We start from the raw sequence: 21,273 nt of genomic DNA, 5'->3' as shown, positions 1-21,273 counted from the left end.
ATGCCCGACGCCACCCTCCTCAATCAGGTCAAGGATTTCGCCAACCGGCCGAATCCCTATCCGATCTATGCGCGGCTGCGGGAGAACCCCGTCTCGCGCCAGGACGACGGCACCGAGGAGGGCACCTGGGTTGCGGCGACCCACGGCACCATCGCCAGCCTGCTGCAGGACCCGCGGGTCAGCTCCGAGACCCTGCCCCCGGCCGACCGGCCGCGTACCGGCAACCCCCTCACCGACCTGATCGTGAAGCCGCTCAAGGACTGGATGATGGACCGGCACCGGGTCTTCATCTTCCGCGACCCGCCGGACCACGATGCCCTGCGCTCGGCGGTGGTGCACCAGTTCAGCCGGGAGCGCGTTCAGGCGATGCGCGCCCGCTCCGACCAATTGGTCGCCGATCTGCTCGACGAGAAATGCGGCGCCCGGGAGATCGATGCGGTCGACGACCTCGCCTACCCGCTGCCCGTGACGGTGATCTGCGAGCTGTTCGGCGTGCCCCGGGAGGACGAGCCGAAGTTCCACGGCTGGGCGACGCAGCTCGCCACCGCGCTGGAGCCCGACAGCCTGTCCGATCCCGAGATCCGCGCCGAGAACAGCCGGACCTTCGACGCGATCGGCGGCTACATGGCCGACCTGATCAAGGACAAGCGGAAGCACCCGGGGGACGACATGCTGTCGGGGCTTGCCAACCACGCGACCCCGGCCGGGGTGAAGATGGGCGATTACGACCTGATCGCCACCTCGATCCTGATGCTGGTGGCCGGCCACGAGACCACCGTGAACCTGATCACCAACGGCCTGCTGACCCTGCTGCGCCATCCCGACGAACTGGAGCGCCTGCGGCAGGATCCGCTCCGGGCCCCGCGGCTGATTGAGGAACTGCTGCGCTACGAGCCGCCGGTGCAGTTCCGGACGCGGCGGACGCTCTCGGCCATCGACATCGCGGGCGTGACGATCCCCGAGGGCGCCGACCTCGTGCTGCTGCTGGCCTCCGGCAACCGCGACGGGGCCGTCTTCCCGGATCCCGACCGGTTCGACCCCGACCGCGTCGGACTCCGCCATCTCGGCTTCGGCGGCAGCCTGCATTACTGCGTCGGCGCGCCCCTTGCCCGGTTCGAGGCCGAGGCGGCGCTGACCGCCCTTGCCCGCCGGCTCAAGGCGCCCCGGCTGATCGAGGACCCGCCGCCCTACCGGTCGGGCGCGGCGCTCCGCGGGCCCGAGCATCTGCGGGTGGCGATCGACGGGATCGCGTGAGGCGCCCGCCGGGCCGGCGGGGCGGCGGCGCCTGATGCCCCTCAGGCGGCCTTGACGGCGGCGAGGAAGGTCGTGACCTCCGCGCCGAGGTTCGCCGAGTAGCGGGCCAGTTCCTGCGCGGCGCTCAGGACCTGTCCGGAGGCCGTCCCGGTGTCGCGGGCCGCCTGCCGGACGTCGGCGATATCGGTGCTCACCGCCTGCGTGCCCTGCGCCGCCTGCGTGACGTTCCGGACGATCTCGCTGGTGGCCGCGCCCTGCTCCTCCATGGCGGCGGCCACGCTGAGCGCCACCGTGCGCATCTCGTCGATCGTGCCCCCGATCGTCCGCATCGCCTCGACCGCCTGCCGCGTCTCGGTCTGTATGGCCGCGATCTGCGCCGCGATGGTCTCGGTCGCCCGGGCCGTCTGCGAAGCGAGCGCCTTCACCTCGCCCGCCACCACGGCGAAGCCCTTGCCGGCCTCGCCGGCGCGCGCCGCCTCGATGGTGGCGTTGAGGGCCAGCAGGTTGGTCTGCCCGGCGATCCCGGCGATCAGGCCCATCACCTCGCTGATCTGGTCGGTGCCGCGGGACAGCACCTGCATCAGGGCGTTCGTCTGGGTCACATCCGTGCTGGCCCGGTCGGCCATCGCGGAGGACTGGGCGACGCGGGCCGCGATCTCGTGGATCGAGGCGGCCATCTCCTCGCTGGCCGCCGCCACGGTCTGCACGTTGCTCGACGTCTGCTCGGAGGCAGCGGCCACGCGCACGGACTGGTCGGTGGTCCGCGCGGCCGTGCGCGTCATCTCCCGGGCGGTGGCTTCCATCTCCACCGCGGCCGAGGACAGCCCCTGCGTCAGCGCGCCGACCTGCGTGTCGAACCGGGCGGTGATCGCGTCCAGCATCTGGGCGCGGCGCATCTTCGCGTCGTTCTCCGCCACGGCGGCCGCGTCGGCCGCGCGCTTGGCGATCAGGGCGTCCTTGAACACTTGGACCGCGCGGGCCATGGCGCCGACCTCGTCGCCGCGCCGCTGGTCATCGACCGTCACCGCGAGATCGCCGTCCGCGAGGCCGCGCATCGCCGCGGTCAGGCGGGTGATCGGACGCGCCAGGCTGTTGCCGACGAGGAGGAGCAGCGCCAGGATCGGCAGGGCGAGGCCGGCGGACCAGACGGCGATGGTGACCGCCCGGTCGCGCACGGCCGCGTGGACATCGTCCCGGTACAGGCCGGTGGCGACGATCCAGCCCCACGGCTTGAACATCTGCACGCTCGCGACCTTCTCCACCGCCACGGACCCGCCGGCGCGCGGCTTCATGTAGTCGACGAAGCCGGAGCCGTCGCGCGTGGCGGTCTCGACCATCTCGGCGAAGTAGCGCTTTCCGCCGGGGACGTCGGTCTGGTCCACCACCCGCTTGCCGACGTTCTTGGCGTTGAAGGCGTTGGCGATCAGGTGACCCTGGGCATCGAGGACGAAGAAGTAGTCCTCGCTGCCGAAGCGCAGGGCGGTGATCGCCGCGAGGGCCGCCTTCTGCGCCTCGGCGAGGGGCATCTGGCCCGCGGTGGCCTGCGCCTCGTAATGGCCGAGCAGGCTCTGCGCGACCTCGGTGAGGCGCTTCGTCATCAGGGCGCGATCCTCGAGCGCCGAGCTGCGCATGTCGACGTAGCTCAGCGCGCTCAGGGCGCCGATGGCCACGAGCACCAGGACCATCACGGCCGCCAGCTTGTGGCGGAGCTTGAGGTTGGCGAGACTGTGCCACGGCACGGCACGGTCGGCGGACGGGCGGCTGGTCTGGTTGGGAATCATCCGAGCACCGGAAGAGGACGCCTGCAGCCTGCCGGAACAGGGTCGCCGTCGGCGCTGCATCGAGCCACTTTCGCGCGATCGGGTTAGTAAATCGCAAAAATTCGCGACTGAGAGCCGGAACCATGAGGGCGGATGTCGAGAGGCGCCCCGTGAAAGCAGCCTATCTCAGTAAATTTACATAGATTAGTATCTAATTCTATTCGAGACGGGACAGCAACTCAACTGTTCACGGCTGTCCGGTCACGCTGTAGTGTACCCGCCTGAAGCAGCCCGTGTCCGGCCGCAGGGGCGAGCAGGCGGTCGGCCCGACGATCAGTCCGGTCTGCGCCACGAGCGCGAGCCTGTCCGGCCGCATGATCCGTCATGGATCGGCAAGCTCCGATGGCGCCGGTCCGGCAGCGGCTCCCGGCCGGCAGGACCGCGGCCGCCCCGACACGGACCGCCCCGACACGGACCGCCCGAGCGGAGCGTCATCGGTATTAAACGTGCTTCGACGATCTTCATGGAAATGCAGCGACGGAATTCCCCTGTGAGGCAGTTCGATCTATTGTTGCATCGCCTAGCGGATCAGTCGGGAACGCCGCGATTTCAGGAGGGCACCATGTTGCACGGTGCGCGAACGAGCCTCGCCGCCCTCATCCTGGCCCTCGGCCTGGGCGGCGCATCCGCCGAATCCGTGGCCACGACCTGGACGGACCCACCGGCCCACAAACCGGCCACCGAAAAGGCGCCGGCCGCGGATCAGAAGGCGGCGGCGCCGGCAACGGCCGCCTCGACCCCCGCGGCGGCGACGAAGGCCCGGCCGACGCCCGCCAAACGGACGGCCGTCGCGGCGCGGCGCGAGCCGGAGCGGAAGGCGGCACGCGGCCCATCATCGACCGCCAAGCGGTTCGCCGCCGCGCCGCGCCGGGCCCGCATCACCGCGGCGCCGGCCCGCATGATCCGCAGCGGCCCGCAGATCGCCGCGGCAGCGCCCCCGCCTCCGCCTGAGGGCTACGCGCGCTACCGCGCCTACAATTACGGGCCGGGCTATGGGTACGGCTACGCGCCGGACGACACCGACGACCGCCTCGATCGCCTGAGCAGCGCGCAGGCCGCCGGCTACGTCGTGGTCCGCCGCCGGACGGTGCAGTTCCCCGACGGCCGGACCCTGCGGGTCTACCGCCCGGACCCAGAGGGTGAGCCGTTCTGATCTGACACGCCTGCGAACACCGCCCGCAGGGGGGCCCTCAGAATCTTCCCGGCGGGGTTGCGCGGCAGGAGTTCGTCCCGGATCACGATCCGCACCGGGACCTTGAACGCCGCGAGCCGCGCGGCCGCGAAGGCGCGGATCTCCGAGGCGTCGGCACTCGACCCCTCCGCCAGAACCACGATGGCGCCCGGCTCCTCCCCGAGGGTCGGATGGGGCACCGGCAGCACCACGGCGTCGATCACGTCCGGATGGGCGTAGAGGGCGTTCTCGACCTCGCAGCAATAGATGTTCTCGCCGCCGCGGATCAGCATGTCCTTGATCCGGTCGACGATGGTCAGGAACCCCTCGTCGTCGGCGCGGGCGAGGTCGCCGGTGCGCAGCCAGCCCTCGGAAAGGGCCTCGGCGGTGGCCGTCGGGTCGTCCCAGTAGCCGCGGACCACGTTGGGGCCCTTCACGCAGAGCTCGCCGACCGCGCCCGGCGGCAGCACGTCCCCGAGGGGGTCGACGATCCGCACCTCGCAGACCGGCAGGGGCGGACCGCAGGACTCGGGATGCGCGAGGTAATCCTCGCCCTGGTGGTGGGTGAAGGTCGCCGAGGTCTCGGTCATGCCCCAGCCGGTCCCGGGGACGACCTTCGGCAAGGCCTCGCCGAGCGTTCGCACGAGGTCGCCGGCGGCCGGGGCGCCGCCATAGGTGACGCCCTCGAGACTCGGCAGCAACCGTCCGGCTTCCCGGGCGGCGGTGGCGAGCTGCCACGCGATGGTCGGGACGCCGCCCGCGCTGGTGCAGCCCTCCCGTTCGATCAGGTCGAGGGCCGCGTTCGCGTCCCAGCGGTGCATCATCACCAGCCGGTGGCCGCCGTAGAGCGCCGCCCCGAGGCTCGCGTGGCAGCCGGTGACGTGGAACAGCGGGATCACCAGCAGCGCCGCCCGCTGCGGCGCGGACGGGTCGGGCTTGGGCGGGCTCTCGCCCCGGCGCAGGGCGCTGCGCGCCGCCGAGTAGGGATAGGCCATCACCGTCGTGGCGGCCGCCCGGTGGGTGCCGACCGCCCCCTTGGGCTTGCCGGTGGTGCCCGAGGTGTAGAACAGCGTCGCGTCGTCCTCCGGATCGAGAGCGATGTCGGGCAGGGGCAGGTCGGGCAGGGCGGCCCAGTCCCGGACCGGCCCCACGATCTCGGCGAGCGGCGTCGCCCGGGGGTCCGGCTCCATCCGGGTGGTGAGGACCCGCTCCAGGGCCGGGCATTCGCCCAGATGCGGGGCGAGCCGGGCGAAGCGCTCGCCGTCGGCGATCAGCACCCGCGCGCCCGAATGCTGCAGGCCGTAGGCGAGCTCGGGCCCGGTCCACCACGCATTGAGCGGCGTCGCGATCGCCCCGGCGAGCAGGGCACCGAAATAGCTCACCGGCCATTCGGGCAGGTTGCGCTGCGCGATGGCGACCCGGTCGCCCTTGCGCAGGCCGGCCTCCACCAGGGCCCGCGCGAGGGTGGTCGCCGCCCGGGCGAAGCCCGTGAAGGTCACGCGCTCGTCCTGGTAGACCACGAAGGTCTTCTCTCCGTGCCCCCGGGCGATCCGGAACAGATCGCGCAGGGTCGGCGGGGCCTTCTCCCAGATCCGGGTCGGCACGCCCCGGATCGGCACCGTGGCGATGGCGAAGGGTGCGCCCGGGGCGGTGAGCCGCGCCTCGGCCTCGCGGAAGGGCAGGGAAGGCCAGCCGGCGGGGATGCGGGGGTCGAGACTCATCGGGCGATGGTCACGCCGCCGTCGATGACCAGTGCCTGACCGGTCACGAACCGGCCCGCCGCGGAGGCCAGGAACACGGCGGCGCCGGCGATCTCGTCGGGCTCGCCGATCCGGCGCAGGGGCGCGGCGTCCGTGGTGGCGGCCAGCATCTCGGGATCCTCCCACAGGGCCCGGGCGAAATCGGTGCGGATCAGCCCCGGGCAGAGGCAGTTCACCCGCACGTTGGCGGGCCCGTACTCCACCGCGTAGTTGCGGGCGAGCTGAAGGTCGGCGGCCTTCGAGACGTTGTAGGCGCCGATCACCGGCGACCCTTTGAGCGCCCCGATGGAGGAGACGATGACGATCGCGCCGTCCCGCCGCGCCACCATGCCGGGGGCGACCCTCTGGATCAGCCAGTGGTTCGCCAGGACGTTGTTCTCGAGGATCTTCCGGAACTGCGCGTCGGAGATGCCGGCCAGCGGCCCGTAATAGGGATTGCTGGCGGCGTTGCAGACCAGCACGTCCACCGGGCCGAGCCGCGCCTCGGTCTCGGTGACCAGGGCTTCCAGCTCGTCCTTCACCGAGATGCTCGCCGGGATCGCCACGGCGCGGCCGGCACCGTGCGCGGCCTCGATCTCGGCGATGACCGCCGCGCAGGCCTCGCGCTTGCGCGAGGAGATCACCACCCGGGCGCCGTGCTCGGCCATCCGCAGGGCGATCGCCCGCCCGATGCCCCGGGAGGAGCCGGTGATGAGCGCGACCTTGCCGGTCAGATCGAACAGGGACATGGCTCGCCTCCGCGCTGCGCAGGGCTGGACACGCCCGCCAGCTTGGTTCCGCGGGATCTGACGGTCGCGACGCGCCCCCTCTCCCGCACGGGAGAGGGTTGGGGTGAGGGGTGCGCGCTGTCCGGAAAGACCCGATCCCTCACCCTGTCCCTCTCCCGCACGGGAGAGGGGACCAGCGCCTCACGCGGCCACCGCTGGTGTCTCCGGACGCCGCCCATCCTCACGCCCCCGCCCGCATCGACCGGCGCAGGCGCGCCATGCCGGCAAGCCACCGTTCGGGATCCTCGGCCCGGCGGCGGGCGTATTCGGCCACCTGCGGGTGCGGCAGGATCAGGAAGCGCCCCGATGCCAGCCCATCCAGGGCGGCCTCGGCGACGGCCTCGGGTGACAGCACGCCGTCGCGCGACGCGGCGCTGGCCGCCCCCAGCATGGCGGTGTCGACGCCCTGCGGGCACAGGGCGGCGACCTGGATCCCGTCCGCGGCATGGGCGATGGCGAGATGCTCCAGGAAGGCCAGCGCCGCGTGCTTGGTGGCCGAGTAGGTGGCGCTGCCGATCTGGCTCAAGAGCCCCGCCGCCGAGACGGTGCCGAGGAACGCGCCCCCGCCTCGGGCGCGCCAGAGCGGGACCAGAACCCGCGCCGCGTGGACATGGCCCATCACGTTCACCGACCACGACCGCGCCCAGCTCTCCGGATCGGCGGAGGTGGCCAGCTCCGGATCGGGGTCGCGCTCCAGGATGCCGGCATTGGAGCAGTAGAGCGCGATGGGACCGATCCCGGCCTCGATGCCTGCGAGGGCAGCGGCAACCGCCTCCGGGTCACCCACGTCGATGGCATAGGCCCGTCCGCCGAGTTCCACCGCCACGGCCTCAGCGCCGGCGCCGTCGCGGTCGAGGGCGACCACGGTCGCGCCCCGGGCCCGGGCCGCCGCGGCGAGCGCCCGGCCGATGCCCCGGGCGGCCCCCGTGACGGCGACGACGCGGCCGGAAAACTCCATGCTCAGGCCCCTGCCCGCTCGGCGAAGCCCCAGGCCGCTTCGGCAAGCTTCGGGACGCGTGCCGCCATGGCGGCGGCGTGCTCGCTCGCGGCGTTGCCCGCCTTGGCGCGGGCGGCCACACCCTGCAGGATGCCGACCAGCCGGAACAGGTTGTAGGCGAAGTACCAGTCGAGGTCGGGCAGGCTTTTCCGATCCGCCGCCCGGCAGTAGAGCGCCACCGCCTCGTCCCGTGTGGGAATGCCCAAAGCCGGCAGGTCGAGCCCGCCGAGCCCGCTGCGCCCGTCGGCCGGCAACTCCCACTGCATCAGCAGGTAGCTGAAATCGGCGAGCGGGTCGCCGAGCGTCGACAGCTCCCAGTCGAGCACCGCGCTGACGCCGCCGTCGCGGGAAAAGATCAGGTTGTCGAGGCGGTAATCACCGTGGACCACGCAGGCGCTCTGCTGCTCCGGCACGGTCCGAGGCAGCCACGCGATCAGCCGCTCGACAGCCTCCAGGCGCCCGTCCTCGGCGGCGCGGTACTGGCGGGTCCAGCGGTCGACCTGCCGGGCGAAGTAGTTGCCGGGCCGGCCGTAATCGGAGAGCCCCGCCGCCTCCGGGTCGATGGCGTGCAGGCGCGCCAGCGTGGCGATCATGCCGGCATAGTGCCGGTGGCGGGCATGGGGATCGAGGCCCGGCAGCGCCCCGTCCCAGTGCACCGCGCCGTCCACCGCCTCCATCACGTAGAAGGCCGCGCCGATGATGTCCGGGTCCTCGCACAGCGCGAAGGGCCGCGGCACCGGGAAACCCTCGCCGTAGAGGGCGCCGATCACCCGGAACTCGCGGTCCACCGCGTGCGCGGAGGGCAGGAGCGGGCCGAAGGGTTTTCGCCGGAGCACGTAGGCCTGGGCGGGCGTGTCGAGCCGGTAGGTCGGGTTCGACTGACCGCCGCGGAACTGCCGCACGGTGAGCGGGCCGGCGTAGCCGCGGACGTGGCCCTCCATCCAGGCGGCGAGCTTCGCCTCGTCGATCCGGTGGCGCGGCTCGACCGGCTTCACGCCGGAGAAGACATCCGCGTCGCTCATGCGCCCTCGCGGGCATTGGTGTAGCGCCCGAATTCCAGCCGGGCGATCGAGCGGTTGTGGACCTCGTCGGGCCCGTCGGCGAGCCGCAGGGTGCGGATATGGGCGTACATCCTGGCGAGCCCGAAATCCTCCGAGACGCCGGCCCCGCCATGGGCCTGGATCGCGTCGTCGATCACCTTCAGCGCCACCCGGGGCGCCGCGACCTTGATCATGGCGATCTCGAGCTTGGCGCCCTTGGCGCCGACCTTGTCCATCATGTCGGCGGCCTTCAGGCAGAGGAGGCGGGCCATCTCGATGTCGATCCGCGCCTCCGCGACCCGCTGCTCCCAGACCGACTGCTCGGAGATCCGCTTGCCGAAAGCGACGCGGGAGACGAGGCGGCGCGCCATGGCCTCCAGGGCCACCTCGGCGGCCCCGATGGTGCGCATGCAATGGTGGATCCGGCCCGGCCCGAGCCTTCCCTGCGCGATCTCGAAGCCGCGGCCCTCGCCCAGGATCAGGTTCCCGGCCGGCACGCGGACATCCTCCAGCACCACCTCGCCGTGGCCCTTGGGGGCGTCCTCGTAGCCGAAGACCGGCAGCAGCCGCTCCACCCGCACCCCCGGCGTGTCCATCGGCACCAGGATCTGCGTTTGCTGCCGGTGGCGGGGGGCGTCCGGGTCGGTCTTGCCCATCAGGATCGCGATCCTGCAGCGCGGGTCGCCGACGCCGGTCGACCACCACTTGCGGCCGTCGATGACGTAGTGGTCGCCGTCCCGGCGGATCGACGTCGCGATGTTGGTGGCGTCCGAGGAGGCGACCTCCGGCTCGGTCATCAGGAAGGCCGAGCGGATCTCGCCCGCCATCAGGGGCTTGAGCCACCGCTCCTTCTGGGCCGCGGTGCCGTAGCGGTGCAGCACCTCCATGTTGCCGGTGTCGGGCGCCGCGCAGTTGAACACCTCCGAGGCGATCCCGACCCGGCCCATCGCCTCGGCGCAGAGCGCATAGTCGAGGTTGGTCAGGCCGGCGCCGCGGTAGTCGTCGGTGTCGTGCTCGGGCGAGGGCGGCAGGAACAGGTTCCACAGGCCCTCGGCCTTCGCCCGGTCCTTCAGCCGCTCCATGGTGGGCGCGGGGGCACGGCTCTCCGTCCGCTCGGCCGCGACCGCGGCGGTGGCCGGCAGGATCTCGGCGGCGATGAAGGCGCGGACGCGGTTCAGCCAGTGCGTCTGGGACTGGGAGAGGTTGAAGTCCACGGTTTCCGCTCCCTAGGGTTTTCCTGCCGGCCAGCGCACCAAGCTGTGCGAGCCGGCTGCCCGCCGTCCCACTGCCTTCACCCGCGGCGCGACGCGCCCCCTCTCCCGTGCGGGAGAGGGTTGGGGTGAGGGACGAGAACTCTCAGGATCAAGCAACCCAGCGACGCGCGTCCCTGGCGCGCCGCCTCCGGACAGACCTGATCCCTCACCCTGTCCCTCTCCCGCACGGGAGAGGGGACCTGCGCTCCAACCCGAATCGAACGTGGATCTTGATCGACCCGGATCACGCCACCCCTCACAGATAGGCCGATCCCATCTCGCTGGCGAAACGCTGCGGCGGCCCCTCCCAGACGATCCGCGCCTGCTCCAGCACGTAGACCCGGTCGGCGTGCGGGAGCGCGAAGGTGACGTTCTGCTCGCCGAGCAGGACCGTGATCGGCGTGGTCTGCCGCAGCTTCTCCAAGGCTTTCGACAGCAGCTCCAGGATCACCGGGGCAAGGCCGAGCGTCGGCTCGTCGAGGATCAGGAGGCGCGGCCGCATCATCAGCGCCCGGGCGATGGTCAGCATCTGCTGCTCGCCCCCCGACAGGGTGCGGGCGCTCTGCGTCTCGCGGGCCTTCAGGATCGGGAACAGCTCGTAGAGCCAGTCGCGCTGCCGGGCGCTCTCGGCCTTGGGGAAATGCTGACCGCCGAGGTCGAGGTTCTCGCGCACGCTGAGATCGCCGAACAGCTCGCGGGTCTCGGGCACCTGGACGATGCCGGCGCGCGCGATGGCGGCGGGCTTCATCCGGGACAGATCCCGGCCGTCGAACCGGATCGTGCCCCCATGCGGCACGAGGCCCGAGATCGCGTTGAACAACGTGGTCTTGCCGGCGCCGTTCAGGCCCACCACCGAGACGAACTCGCCCTCGTGGACGTGGATCGAGGCGGCGCGGAGCGCCTGCGCCTTGCCGTAGAGCACGTCGACACCCTCGACGGTCAGCAGCGAATCCGGCTTGAACGCGGCTTCCGGCCGGGCCGCCGTCTCGATGCTGCCGCCGAGATAGACCCGGCGCACGGTCGGGTCGGCCATCACGGACTCGGCCGAGCCCTCGGCGATGCGCTCGCCGAGATACATGGCGAACACCCGGTCCACGAGGGCCGCGACGCTCTTCACGTTGTGGTCGACGAGGAGCACGGCCTTGCCCTCGTCGCGAAAGCCCCGGATCAGCTCGGAGAAGGCCGCGACCTCGCCGCCGGTCAGGCCCGCGAAGGGCTCGTCGACCAGCACCACCCGGGGATCGCGGGCGATGGCCTTGGCGAGTTCCAGCCGGCGGAGATCCGCGAAGGGCAGGGTGCCGGGGCGCCGGTCGATCACGGCGCCGAGGCCGACGCGCTCGGCGATCTCCTTCGCGCGCCGCGCGACGTGGGGATCCGCGACCAATCGGATCAGGCTGTCGGGCAGGAGCGCGAGGCTGATATTCTCCAGCACGGTCTGCCGCTGGAGAGGCCGCGCGTGCTGGAACACGAGTCCGATCCCCGAGCGCGCCACCCGGTGGGCCGGCATCCCGCCGATCTCGGCGCCGTCGAGGCGGATCGAGCCGGCGCTCGGCCGCTCCAGCCCCATGATCAGCTTCATCACGGTGGACTTGCCCGAGCCGTTCGGGCCGATCAGGCCGAGGATCTCGCCGGGCCGCAGGTCGAGATCGACCTCCTTGACGGCGACGAGGCCGCCATAGCGCTTGGTCAGGCCGCGCACGGTGAGGCAGGGCTCGGCCAGGACGGGCGACACGGCCGGCGGGGGTGCCACGGCGACGGTCATCGGGCGCTCCGGAAGGAGGCGAGGCCGAGCAGCCCCGAGGGCACGAACAGGATCACCAGCAGCGCCACCGCCGAGACCACGAAGGTCGAGAGCCCACCGAGCGGGCGCAGCAATTCGCCCGCCGCGATCAGGAACACGGCGCCGAGCGCCGCGCCCACGATGGTGCGGCGGCCGCCGAGCACCGCCGCGATGATCACCTGCACGCCCACCGACGTGTTGATCAGCGTGCCCACCGAGGCGGTGCCCATGTAGAAGACCACCAGCCCGCCCGCGAGGCCCGAGAAGGCGGCGCTCACCGCGAAGGCCGCGAGCTTGTGCTTGGCGACGTTGAAGCCGAGCGCCCCGGTCACCACCGGATCCTGGCCGGCGGCCTGGAGGATCAGCCCCGCGGGCGAGCGGGCGATGGCCGTGAGGATCAGGCCGGAGACCGCCATGAAGCCGAGCGCCAGCCAGTAATTGGTGTCGGCGTCGATGGAGATGACGTCGGGGACGGTCAGGCCGATCTCGCCGCCGGTGAGGCCGGAGAAGACCACGATCATGTTCTGCAGGAGCAGCACCGCCACCAGGGTGATCAGCCCGAAATAGGGGCCGCGGACCTTCAGCGCCGGCAGCGCCAGGGCGAGGCCGCCGACCACGGCGAGCACGGTCCCGGCCGCGAGGCAGTAGGGGATCGGCAATTCGTAGCGGTTGTTGAGGATGCCGGCGCCGTAGGCCCCGAGCCCGATCAGGAAGGTCGGGCCGAAATTCACCTCGCCGGCGAAGCCGAAGAGGAGGTCCCAGGCCATCGAGAACACGCCGAAATAGTAGGCGATCGTGAGCAGGCCCAGGATGTAGCCGGAGACATACCAGGGGAGGGTGGCGGCGGCCGCGACGGCGAGGATCGCGATCCAGAAGCCGGGGGTGGTGAGGAGCTTCATGGATGAGCCGCACCAGGATTGATGATCAGGGCTTCAACGCTGATGAGGGAACGCGACGCGCCCCCTCTCCCGTGCGGGAGAGGGTTGGGGTGAGGGTCGAGATTGTTCAGGATCGAGCCCGTCCTCGACGCGCGTCCCGCCTTCTCCGGGCGCCGCACGCCCCTCACCCTGTCCCTCTCCCGCACGGGAGAGGGGACCCGCGTCTCGTCTTGCCGCCGCCGCGGCGGTGCACACGCCGTTCGAATCCGGGAGCCAGCACAGGGAAGGGCGTTCATCACGCGCCCGGCGAAGACTCTGATCTCGAGGACCGCCATCAGCGCCGCCCCAGCAGGCCCTGCGGGCGCAGGTACATGACGGCGACGAGCAGCAGCAGCGCCGGGATGACCCGGTAGGCCGGCGAGATCAGGTAGGCGGTGGCGGTCTCGAGGTAGCCCACCACGTAGGCGGCGATCAGCGAGCCGGTGACGCTCCCCAAGCCCCCCAGCACCACGATCGAGAAGGCGCTCGCGGTGAGCGGCCCCACCGAATACGAAGACACCCCGAGGAACATCCCGAGCAGCACCCCGGCGATGCCGGCCAGAAGCCCGTAGATCGCCCAGACCGCCACGTAGATCTTCGCCATGTCGTGGCCGAGCAGCGTGACGCCGCGCGGGTTCATGGAGGCGGCGAGCAGGACCTTGCCGGCCCGCGCCCGGTTCACGAACAGCCAGAGCAGCCCGATCACCACCCAGCAGATCAGCGCGGTGAAGAGCTCGTTCTTCGGCGTGCGGACGCCCGCGATCTCCACCACGCCCTCGATGAGCGGCAGCACGGTCTTCGGGTTGTCGGTGAAGAAGTAGGCCACCAGCTCCTGGATCATGATCCCCCAGAGCAGCGTGCCGGTGAGCACGAAGATTTCCTTCTCTTCGCGCGGGATCGCCCGGCTGCGCTCGATCGGCGCCACGACGGCGAAATAGGTGACGAGGGCGCCCGCGAGCCCGCACAGCACGCCGATCGCCGCGCCCGCATAGGAGCCGAGCCCGAACAGGGCCGAGGCCGCCCAGGCCGCCACCGCGGCCATGACCATCAGGGCGCCGTGGGTCAGGTTGAGGACACCCGAGACCCCGAAGATCAGGGTGAAGCCCATCGCGCCGAGGGCATAGAGGGCCGAGATCGCGAAACCGTCGACGAGGATCTGGAGGCCGATCATCGCGCTCTCCCTGTCCGACTACGGGACCGCCGCCTTCACCGCAGGGGGCAGGATCATGGTCCCGTTGGCGGTCGCCGCCGGCCAGATCGCCACCTGCTTGCCGTTCTGCCACTGGCCGAGGACGCTGGTCATCAGGCCGGGGCCGTACTGGATCGAGTGGGTGAACGGGTCGTCCTTGCCGTAGAACTTCAGGTGCCCGACGGTGCCGACATAGTCGGTCTTCTCCAGGGCCTCGACGAGCTTGTCGGCCTCCGTGGAGCCCGCCCGCTTGATCGCCTCCGCGGTGTAGTAGACGGCGTCGTAGGCCATGAAGCCCGCGTAGGAAGGCGCCCCGCCGAAGCGCTTGGTGAAGGCCTCGGAGAACGGGATCGTCTTCTCGGTGAGCGCCACGCCCGGCAGCGCCACGCTGTCGAACAGCACGCCCTGCGTGCCGCCGTTGGTGTTGGCCCAGAAGGTCGAGGAGGTCGCCTGGCCGCTGATGCCGGTCATGGCGATCGGCACCTGCTGGTTCTGCCACTGCACGGTCGGCTGCACGCCGACATGGGCGATGCCGGTGACGATCAGGTCGGGCTTGGCCGCCTCGATCTTGTTGTAGATCGGCGTGAAGTCCCCCGTGTCCGGCGAGAAGCGGACATGCTCCACCACCTTGAGCCCGGATTTCGGCAGGCATTCCTGGTAGGCGGCGTCCAGCGGCCGGGTCCAGGCGGCGTCCTCGCTCATGATCGCGGCGGTCTTGGCCTTGAGCGTTCCGACCAGCACCTCCTTGGCCGAGTCGCAGACCGCCTGCGCCAGGGCGTGGGAGGTCAGGTAGCCGTGGAAGGTGTACTTGTTCCGGGCGTAGTCCTTATGGACGTTCACGCTGATCTCGTTGGAGGCCGCGCCGGGCGTGATCATCGGCGTCTTGAGCCGCGCCGCCCAGGGCATCAGCGCCAGCACGACCTCCGAGATGTAGCTGGCGATGACGAGGTTGACCTTGTCCTCGGAGACCGCCCGCTGGAAGGCCCGGACCGCGTCGGAGGCGGAGGACTTGTCGTCGTAGGTGACGACCTGGATCTGGCGCCCGTCGATCCCGCCCTTGGCGTTGATCTCGTCGGCGGCGAGCTGGACCGCCTGCGGGATCGAGGCCCCGGCGACCGACTGCGCCTCGGCGATCACCCCGATCTTGATCGGATCCGCGGCCCGGACGGGCCCGGCGGCGACCAGCCCCGCCGCGATCAGCGCGGGCAGCATGCGCCGAATCGGGGCAACCCGAGCGGCGGCGCGCACGGTCTCGGACATCGGCGCTTCCTCATCCCAGTGCCCGAATTTTATATTCGCGGGCTTGGGACGGACTGTACCCGCGCTCCGACGGATCACAAGGGGCCGATCGGGACCGGCCGGTGACGTTTGCACCGAGTCGTTTTCCGCCCGGGGTATCGCGGCGCGCCGCCGCGTCCTAGGCTCGCCGCGGCCCTGCGAAGCGCGGGCCCGGCGGCCTCGAAGAAGGGCACGGTCTGGTGAGGAACGCACGCTCGGCCGCGGCCGGGGTTCGCCCCGGACCGCGGCCCTGGAGCCTCGGGAAGCGGCCCGCACGGGCAGCGGGAGCTCGGCCATGACCCTGCGCTGGACCCGGCGGCCCGAAGGCTCGACCTGGGGCGATTTCGGCCCCGACGACGAGCTGGGGCGCCTGAACCTGCTCACCCCCGAGAAGGTGCTGCAGGGCGTCGCCGAGGTGCGCGCGGGCCGGACCTTCTGCCTCAGCCTGCCGCTGGACCTGCCGGGCGGCAACGTCCTGAACCCGCGCCGCCACCCGCCCCAGATCACCCCGACCCGCCGCGCCGACGGCCGGCCGAACATGAACTTCCCGGTCTGCGAGGAGGTCGACGGCGCCACCGACGTGATCTGCGACGACCGGGCGCTGATCCACCTGCAATACTCGACGCAGTGGGACTCGCTCGCCCATGTCGGGTCGCTGTTCGACGCGGACGGCACGGGCGCGACGCCGACCTACTACAACGGCTTCCGCGGCGGCCGGGACATCGTCGGTCCGAGCGCGCCGGAGGCGGCGGATCAGCCGTCCCGGGCGAAGCGCCTGGGGATCGAGCGCCTCGCCGAGACCGGCATGCAGGGCCGCGCCGTGATGATCGACCTGCGCGCCCATCTCGGCGACGCCAAGACCAAGGTGGGTTACGACCAGCTCGCCCGGATCCTGGAGGCCGATGGCGTCGTGATCGAGCCCGGCGACATGGTCTGCCTGCATACGGGCTTTGCCGAGCGGCTGATCGCCATGGGCGGCGATCCGGACCCGAAGCTGGTCCACAATCTCTGCGCCGGCCTCGACGGGCGGGACCCGCGGCTCCTCGAGTGGATCACCCGAACCGGGCTCTGCGCGCTGATCGCCGACAACTACGCCGTGGAGGCCTACCCGGCGGGACCCGGTCCCGCCTGCTGCGCGACGCTGCCGCTCCACGAGCACTGCCTGTTCAAGCTCGGGGTCAATCTCGGCGAACTGTGGCACCTGACGCCGCTGGCCGCGTGGCTGCGCGCCCATGGACGGAGCCGCTTTTTGCTCACAGCCCCGCCGCTGCGCCTGCCCGGCGCGGTGGGCTCGCCGACGACGCCGATCGCCACGGTGTGAGCGCCGGGGCGGCCTCAGATGCCGACCGGATCAGCCGAGGGCGGCGGGCGCGGCGGCGGCGCGCGGCGGGTCGCCGACCGGCTCCGCGGCCGGCTCCGCAGCCGGCTCCGCGGCTTCCTGGGGCGGCCCGGGACGGAGGACGGCGCGCTCGCGGAAATGCGGGATGGCCGCCTCGAACACGGCCTCGGCGGCGGCCCGGTCGCCCGCCGCCACGGCGTCGCGCAGCCGCACCACCCAGCCGTCGAGCCGGGCCCGGTCGGCGAAGACCGGCCGCGCCGCCATCACCCCGTCGATGCCCGGCAGGGCGATCCGGGGCTCCTCGCGGGCGAACAGGATCTCGTTGAGCCGCTCGCCGGGCCGGGCGCCGGTATAGGCGATCTCGATCTCCGCGCCGGGCTCGAAGCCGGCCAGCCGGATCATCCGCTCGGCGAGCTCGGCGATCCGCACCGGCTGGCCCATCTTGAGCACGTAGACCGCGGCACGCTCCGCGCCCGCCCGGGCCTCGCCGTCGGCATGCGAGGCCGCCGTCAGCACGAGGTCGCAGGCCTCGCGCACGGTCATGAAGTAGCGGACCATGTCGGGGTGGGTGACGGTGACCGGGCCGCCCCGGGCGATCTGCGCCTTGAACACCGGCACCACGGAGCCGGCGGAGCCCAGCACGTTGCCGAAGCGCACGGCGATCAGCCGGGTCGCGTGGTTCGGCCTGACCGATTGTTCGGCATCGAGGGCCTGGGCGACCATCTCGGCGAAGCGCTTGGTGACGCCGAGCTGCGAGACCGGCTCGATCGCCTTGTCGGTGGAGATCATCACGAGCGCCCGGGCGCCGGCCGCCACCGCGGCCTCGGCCACGTTGATCGAGCCGAACACGTTGGTCTTGATGCCCTCCTGCCAGTCCCGCTCCAGGTAGGGCACCTGCTTGAGCGCGGCGGCGTGGAGCACGTAGTCCGGCCGGAACGCCGCGATCACCGCGTGCGTCCGCTCCCGGTCGCGGATATCGGCCAGCACGCCGGTCACGTCCGCCTCCGCGGCCAGGATCGCGGGGTGGCTGAGGATGCCGTGGAGGGCCGGCTCGGAGGATTCGAGCACCAGCACGGCGGCGGCCCCGAAGGCCACGGCCCGCAGGCAGATCTCCGAGCCGATCGAGCCGCCGCCGCCGGTGACCACGACCCGGCGTCCGGCGAGGAACGCCTCCAGGCGCGGGCGGTCGATGGCGACGGTCGGCCGCAGCAACAGATCCTCGATCTCGAGCGGCGCCAGTTCCGGGCCCTGGACGCCCTCGCCGAGACCGACGACGCGGGCGAGGGGCAGGCCGAGGCGCCGGGCACGGGCGATCAGGTCGTCGGGGGCCGCCTCGGGCACGAGGGCGCTCGGGGCCGCCACCAGCCGCCGCACCGGCGCGCCGCGGTTCGCGAGGTCGGCGACCACGCGCTCGAGATCGGGGAACCCGCCCAGAACCGGCACGCCGCGCATGAACTGGCCGCGCTCGTCCGCCCGGGGCGACAGGATGCCCCGCGGCGCGAGCTTCTTCACGGAGCCCGTCTCGATCGCCCGGAGCAGCACGTCCATGTCGGCGCCACGGCCGAGGAGCAGGGTCGGGACGGTGGCGGCCCGCGCGCTCGTCTGCCGGGAGCGGGTGTCCTTGAGATAGCGGAACGCGAGCCGGGTACCGCCCAGGAAGAAGATCTGCAGGACCCAGTACAGCAGGATCGCGATCTTGCCGAAGAAGTAAAAGCCGTACAGGTCGGACGAGACCAGGACCCAGTCGGTCACCAGGAGCGCCAGCGCCAGGACGCTGGCCGCCCGGACGATGCCGGCGAGATCCTGCAGCGAGGCGAAGCGCCACTTGGTCCGGTAGAGCCGGAACCGGCCGTATACGAGGCCTGCGAAGACCAGGAATGGCGGCAGCAGCAGGGGCAGGGCGTGCAGGCGCTCGGCGAGCATGCCGCCCTGGAAGCGGAACAGGAAGGTGAGCACCACGGCGGCAGCGGTCGCCGCGAGGTCGTGGGTCACCATCACCGCGGTCTTGTAGAGGCGCTGCTGCATCGGGTGCCGGATGGGATGCCGCGGGGTATCCGCCGCGGCACCGGCCCTGTCAACGCGCCGCTCCGGCCCCGCGCCACACGGACGCGCGACCGCTGGGCGTATTACCTGCCGAGACTGCCGCCGAACCCGGATTTGAAATTCTTCTGATAAGTGCGCCCTTTCACCGGGTCGGCCTTGTCGACCATCAGAATTTTGACGCGCTCATTGAAGTCTTCCGTGGTCACGGTCTGTGCCCGACCGGTGATCAGAATTCTAGCCATCTTCGCCTCCGCAACATCGCCCAGGGCACAGGATCGCGCGGAGGGTCTGTTTTACTTGGTGTGTGGCCAGCCGATTACAATCGGAGCAGCCTCAGAATTGCCAGGCTTAGGTCAGCGCCCGGGCCGCGGCGCCGGCCGCATCGTCCACACGGTCGATGTCCGGGGCCTCGATGTGCCGGTACCGCGCCTGAATCAGCCCGAAGGCACCGAAAGCCGCGTGGCCCGCCGCGGCGAGCCCGAGCAGCACCCAGCCGTAGGGCTGGGCCCGCAGCAGCGCGAAAGCCTCGGACAGGCCCTTGGCATCCGAGGAGCGCTGGTGCCACGCCGCCGCCACGAGGAACCCGCCGATGATCAGGAAGGCGAGGCCCCGCGCCGCGTAGCCGAACCGGCCGATCGGGCCGGCCCAGCGGTCACGGGCTTGCGGGTCGATGGCGAGTCGGTCGGTGACGTCGCCGCGCCAAGCCTTGCCGAGGAAGCCGAAGCCGCCTCCGACGACCGCGAGGCCGACGAGGGCCACGAGCCAGCGGCCGAAGGGCTTGCTCAGGAGCCACGCGGTCCCGTCATGCACGCCGTCGCCGCCGCTCATGCCCAGGCCGAGGCTGAGCGAGGCCGCGCTGGCGGCGAGACCGAGATAGAGCACGGCGCTGATCAGGTGGGCGCCGCGCACGGCGAGGCCCTTGGCCGAGGTGCCCCGCCGGTCGGCATCCGTGATGCCCTCGACGAGGCGCCAGAGGGCAAATCCGGCGAGACCCAGGGCGATCAGGCCGACGATGGCCGCGCCGAACGGCCCGGCCATCACGGCGCGGAGCGCGTCCTTGCTGTCCCCGGCCCGCCCGCCATGCCCCAGGGCCGCCAGCAAGGCGAGGCCGCCGACCACGATGTAGACGACACCGCGGGCGCCGTAGCCGAAGCGGGCGATGCGCTCGATCGTGTTGCGGCCCCCGGGAAGCGTCCTCATCGGCAGACCTGGGAAGCCGGGATACGGATGTTCGTCACGGGCTGCCTCGATGAGCGACGTCCTGAGCGACGTCCGGTGACGCTGCGCCTCGTCAACGCCCGGCGGCCCGCGCGCGATCCGTTGCCGGCGCAGAGTTCCGGCCGCCTACATCGGCGTCCGCTCGGCCCGGCCCGTGAGCGCCACGTAGAAGCCCAGCCCGTCCTGGGCCGGGAGGGTCTGCAGGCGCTCGATCAGGCCGCGACGCTTCGCGTCGAGGAGCAGGCGGCCGGCCGGCTGGAACAGGGTCTCGCCCCCGCCCTCCGGCGGCGGATCGAGCCGGATCGCCACGGTCTTGCCCTTGGCGAAGCGGCTGCGCTCCAGCATGTCCTTGAGGGAGGCCTCGGCGGTCGCCCGGTTGGCGCCGCGCAGGTCGAGCACCGACTCGGCGTCGGTCACGCCGAGGGAGCCGCGCAGCTTGGCCGCGTAGAAGTCTTCGAAATGGGGCAAGTCTCGGTGCCTTGATGCGTCGCCGTTCGATCAGGTGGGGTGCGGGCGCTCAGAAGGCGAGGCCGCGGTAGATGTCGCGCACCGGCACCGCGCCGTCGAGTTCCGGCAGCGGCACGGTGCCGTCGAGCCCGAGGGCCGCGACGCTCCGGTCGTCCCCCGCGCGCCGCCAGACCTCGACCCGTGCCGCGTCGGAATAGACGATCGGCATCACCGCGAGGCGCGGCACGGTCCGGCAGGTATCGATCTTGCGGCCGCGGTCGAGCCTCATGGTCGCGGGAAGGAGCACCTCGGCGACGAGAAGCGGATCCGTGGCATCGCCCTCCGGCAGGGGCGGCCCGGCCCGCACCACCACATCGGGGACCGTCGCGAAATCGTCCCTCGCGGGGCGGGGGATCCCGAGATCCGGCATGGTGCGGCAGCCCCTGCCGTCCGCGAGATCGCCGATTCGTCGGATCAGGTTGGCGACGATCGCCCGATGCCGCTCCCGCGGCGGCGCCATCAGCACGGGTCCGCCGTCGGGCAGTTCCCGACGCTCGTGCGCGGGCCGGCTCTCCACCCAGAGCCTGAACTCGGACACATCCATCCGCGCGTCGCGCTTCGCGGTCAGAGCCATCGCCGATCCCCGATCCCGACCCGATCGTAGCACCGGGGCGGCCGGCCGCAACAGCGCCGCCTCAGAAGGTCATCCGGGCGCGTCATCGTCGATCGCGGCGCTGCGGATCCGGGATCCGGATAGGCGCCGCCGCCCCGTTCTCGGGCCATCGCGTCGAGACTTCAGGCGACCGTTGAGAACGATCAGCCGCGCGCGCGACGGCGCCCTCAGCACCGTCGAGGACGTCCCCGCGCCCCTCGTCCGGGCACGGCTTCAGCCCGCGCATGTCCTCGGCGACGCCCATGCGCGCGTCGCGCTTCACGGCCAATGCCATAGCGGCCTCCGAGCGCGACGCGGAGGCTCGCACGATGCGGCCCTCCAGGGGGC

General features: G+C 71.9%; 19 protein-coding genes. 3 read left to right on the top strand and 16 right to left on the bottom strand.

All coding sequences use genetic code 11. The features are described from left to right. Positions 1–1,254, top strand: a complete 1,254-nt coding sequence (locus tag GGQ91_RS13960; protein ID WP_182592230.1) for a cytochrome P450 — start codon at positions 1–3, stop codon at positions 1,252–1,254. A gap of 41 nt (positions 1,255–1,295) precedes the next feature. Here the strand turns inward: GGQ91_RS13960 and GGQ91_RS13955 are convergent, their stop codons facing one another. Continuing rightward, complete coding sequence (locus GGQ91_RS13955; RefSeq protein WP_343066795.1) at positions 1,296–2,993, bottom strand: methyl-accepting chemotaxis protein; 1,698 nt, start codon at positions 2,991–2,993, stop codon at positions 1,296–1,298. A gap of 643 nt (positions 2,994–3,636) precedes the next feature. Here GGQ91_RS13955 and GGQ91_RS13950 point away from each other — a divergent pair. Next, entirely contained in the window at positions 3,637–4,227 is a 591-nt protein-coding gene (locus GGQ91_RS13950) for a hypothetical protein (RefSeq protein ID WP_043757028.1), read from the top strand. On the opposite strand, the gene GGQ91_RS13945 is transcribed toward GGQ91_RS13950, so the two are convergent. From GGQ91_RS13945 to GGQ91_RS13905, 9 genes are all read right to left on the bottom strand, one after another. Beyond that, positions 4,194–5,966: a class I adenylate-forming enzyme family protein gene (locus GGQ91_RS13945; RefSeq protein ID WP_182592228.1), complete on the bottom strand. Its 1,773-nt coding sequence runs from the start codon at positions 5,964–5,966 to the stop codon at positions 4,194–4,196. The genes GGQ91_RS13950 and GGQ91_RS13945 overlap by 34 nt on opposite strands. Continuing rightward, positions 5,963–6,733, bottom strand: coding sequence for an SDR family NAD(P)-dependent oxidoreductase (locus tag GGQ91_RS13940; protein ID WP_182592227.1), 771 nt, complete (start codon positions 6,731–6,733; stop codon positions 5,963–5,965). Before GGQ91_RS13940 ends, GGQ91_RS13945 begins: the two co-directional genes overlap by 4 nt. A 220-nt stretch (positions 6,734–6,953) precedes the next feature. After that, positions 6,954–7,730, bottom strand: a complete 777-nt coding sequence (locus GGQ91_RS13935; protein ID WP_182592226.1) for an SDR family NAD(P)-dependent oxidoreductase — start codon at positions 7,728–7,730, stop codon at positions 6,954–6,956. Between the two features lie 2 nt (positions 7,731–7,732). Continuing rightward, positions 7,733–8,791 carry a phosphotransferase family protein gene (locus GGQ91_RS13930; RefSeq protein ID WP_182592225.1) on the bottom strand — a complete coding sequence of 353 codons (1,059 nt, stop codon included), beginning with the start codon at positions 8,789–8,791 and terminating at the stop codon, positions 7,733–7,735. Continuing rightward, on the bottom strand, positions 8,788–10,023 hold the full coding sequence (locus GGQ91_RS13925; protein WP_182592224.1) for an acyl-CoA dehydrogenase family protein: 1,236 nt from the start codon (positions 10,021–10,023) through the stop codon (positions 8,788–8,790). The genes GGQ91_RS13930 and GGQ91_RS13925 overlap by 4 nt, the downstream gene beginning before the upstream one ends. A 295-nt stretch (positions 10,024–10,318) precedes the next feature. Further along, positions 10,319–11,824, bottom strand: a complete 1,506-nt coding sequence (locus GGQ91_RS13920; RefSeq protein ID WP_182592223.1) for an ATP-binding cassette domain-containing protein — start codon at positions 11,822–11,824, stop codon at positions 10,319–10,321. Next, the gene (locus tag GGQ91_RS13915) at positions 11,821–12,741 is read right to left on the bottom strand and encodes a branched-chain amino acid ABC transporter permease (protein WP_043345981.1); all 921 of its coding nucleotides are present in this window, start codon (positions 12,739–12,741) and stop codon (positions 11,821–11,823) included. Before GGQ91_RS13915 ends, GGQ91_RS13920 begins: the two co-directional genes overlap by 4 nt. Before the next feature lie 313 nt (positions 12,742–13,054). Beyond that, a complete protein-coding gene (locus GGQ91_RS13910) occupies positions 13,055–13,930 on the bottom strand; it encodes a branched-chain amino acid ABC transporter permease (RefSeq protein ID WP_043386828.1) in 876 nt (291 codons plus the stop codon). 18 nt (positions 13,931–13,948) lie between these two features. Next, positions 13,949–15,208 (bottom strand): ABC transporter substrate-binding protein, encoded by a 1,260-nt coding sequence (locus GGQ91_RS13905; RefSeq protein ID WP_182592222.1) that lies wholly within the window; start codon positions 15,206–15,208, stop codon positions 13,949–13,951. 313 nt (positions 15,209–15,521) lie between these two features. On the opposite strand from GGQ91_RS13905, the gene GGQ91_RS13900 reads away from it, so the two are divergent. Beyond that, the gene (locus tag GGQ91_RS13900) at positions 15,522–16,547 is read left to right on the top strand and encodes a cyclase family protein (RefSeq protein WP_043386832.1); all 1,026 of its coding nucleotides are present in this window, start codon (positions 15,522–15,524) and stop codon (positions 16,545–16,547) included. 30 nt (positions 16,548–16,577) lie between these two features. On the opposite strand, the gene GGQ91_RS13895 is transcribed toward GGQ91_RS13900, so the two are convergent. The 6 genes from GGQ91_RS13895 to GGQ91_RS13870 all read right to left on the bottom strand — a co-directional run bounded on the left by GGQ91_RS13895 (position 16,578) and on the right by GGQ91_RS13870 (position 21,220). Then, on the bottom strand, positions 16,578–18,590 hold the full coding sequence (locus GGQ91_RS13895) for an SDR family NAD(P)-dependent oxidoreductase (protein ID WP_182592221.1): 2,013 nt from the start codon (positions 18,588–18,590) through the stop codon (positions 16,578–16,580). A 101-nt stretch (positions 18,591–18,691) separates the two neighbouring features. Next, positions 18,692–18,850 carry a hypothetical protein gene (locus GGQ91_RS13890; protein WP_164706392.1) on the bottom strand — a complete coding sequence of 53 codons (159 nt, stop codon included), beginning with the start codon at positions 18,848–18,850 and terminating at the stop codon, positions 18,692–18,694. A gap of 106 nt (positions 18,851–18,956) precedes the next feature. After that, positions 18,957–19,808 (bottom strand): DUF1206 domain-containing protein, encoded by an 852-nt coding sequence (locus GGQ91_RS13885; protein ID WP_043345966.1) that lies wholly within the window; start codon positions 19,806–19,808, stop codon positions 18,957–18,959. A gap of 144 nt (positions 19,809–19,952) precedes the next feature. After that, a complete protein-coding gene (locus tag GGQ91_RS13880) occupies positions 19,953–20,294 on the bottom strand; it encodes a hypothetical protein (protein ID WP_043345965.1) in 342 nt (113 codons plus the stop codon). A 49-nt stretch (positions 20,295–20,343) separates the two neighbouring features. Continuing rightward, positions 20,344–20,907 carry a Uma2 family endonuclease gene (locus tag GGQ91_RS13875; protein WP_053608291.1) on the bottom strand — a complete coding sequence of 188 codons (564 nt, stop codon included), beginning with the start codon at positions 20,905–20,907 and terminating at the stop codon, positions 20,344–20,346. Between the two features lie 82 nt (positions 20,908–20,989). Continuing rightward, a complete protein-coding gene (locus tag GGQ91_RS13870) occupies positions 20,990–21,220 on the bottom strand; it encodes a hypothetical protein (protein WP_182592220.1) in 231 nt (76 codons plus the stop codon). Positions 21,221–21,273: the final 53 nt, after the last annotated feature.

The sequence above is a fragment of the Methylobacterium fujisawaense genome (assembly GCF_014138435.1).
GTDB lineage: Bacteria > Pseudomonadota > Alphaproteobacteria > Rhizobiales > Beijerinckiaceae > Methylobacterium > Methylobacterium fujisawaense.
The sequence above is the reverse complement of the archived record's forward strand: the minus strand, read 5'-3'. Positions and strand labels throughout refer to the sequence as shown.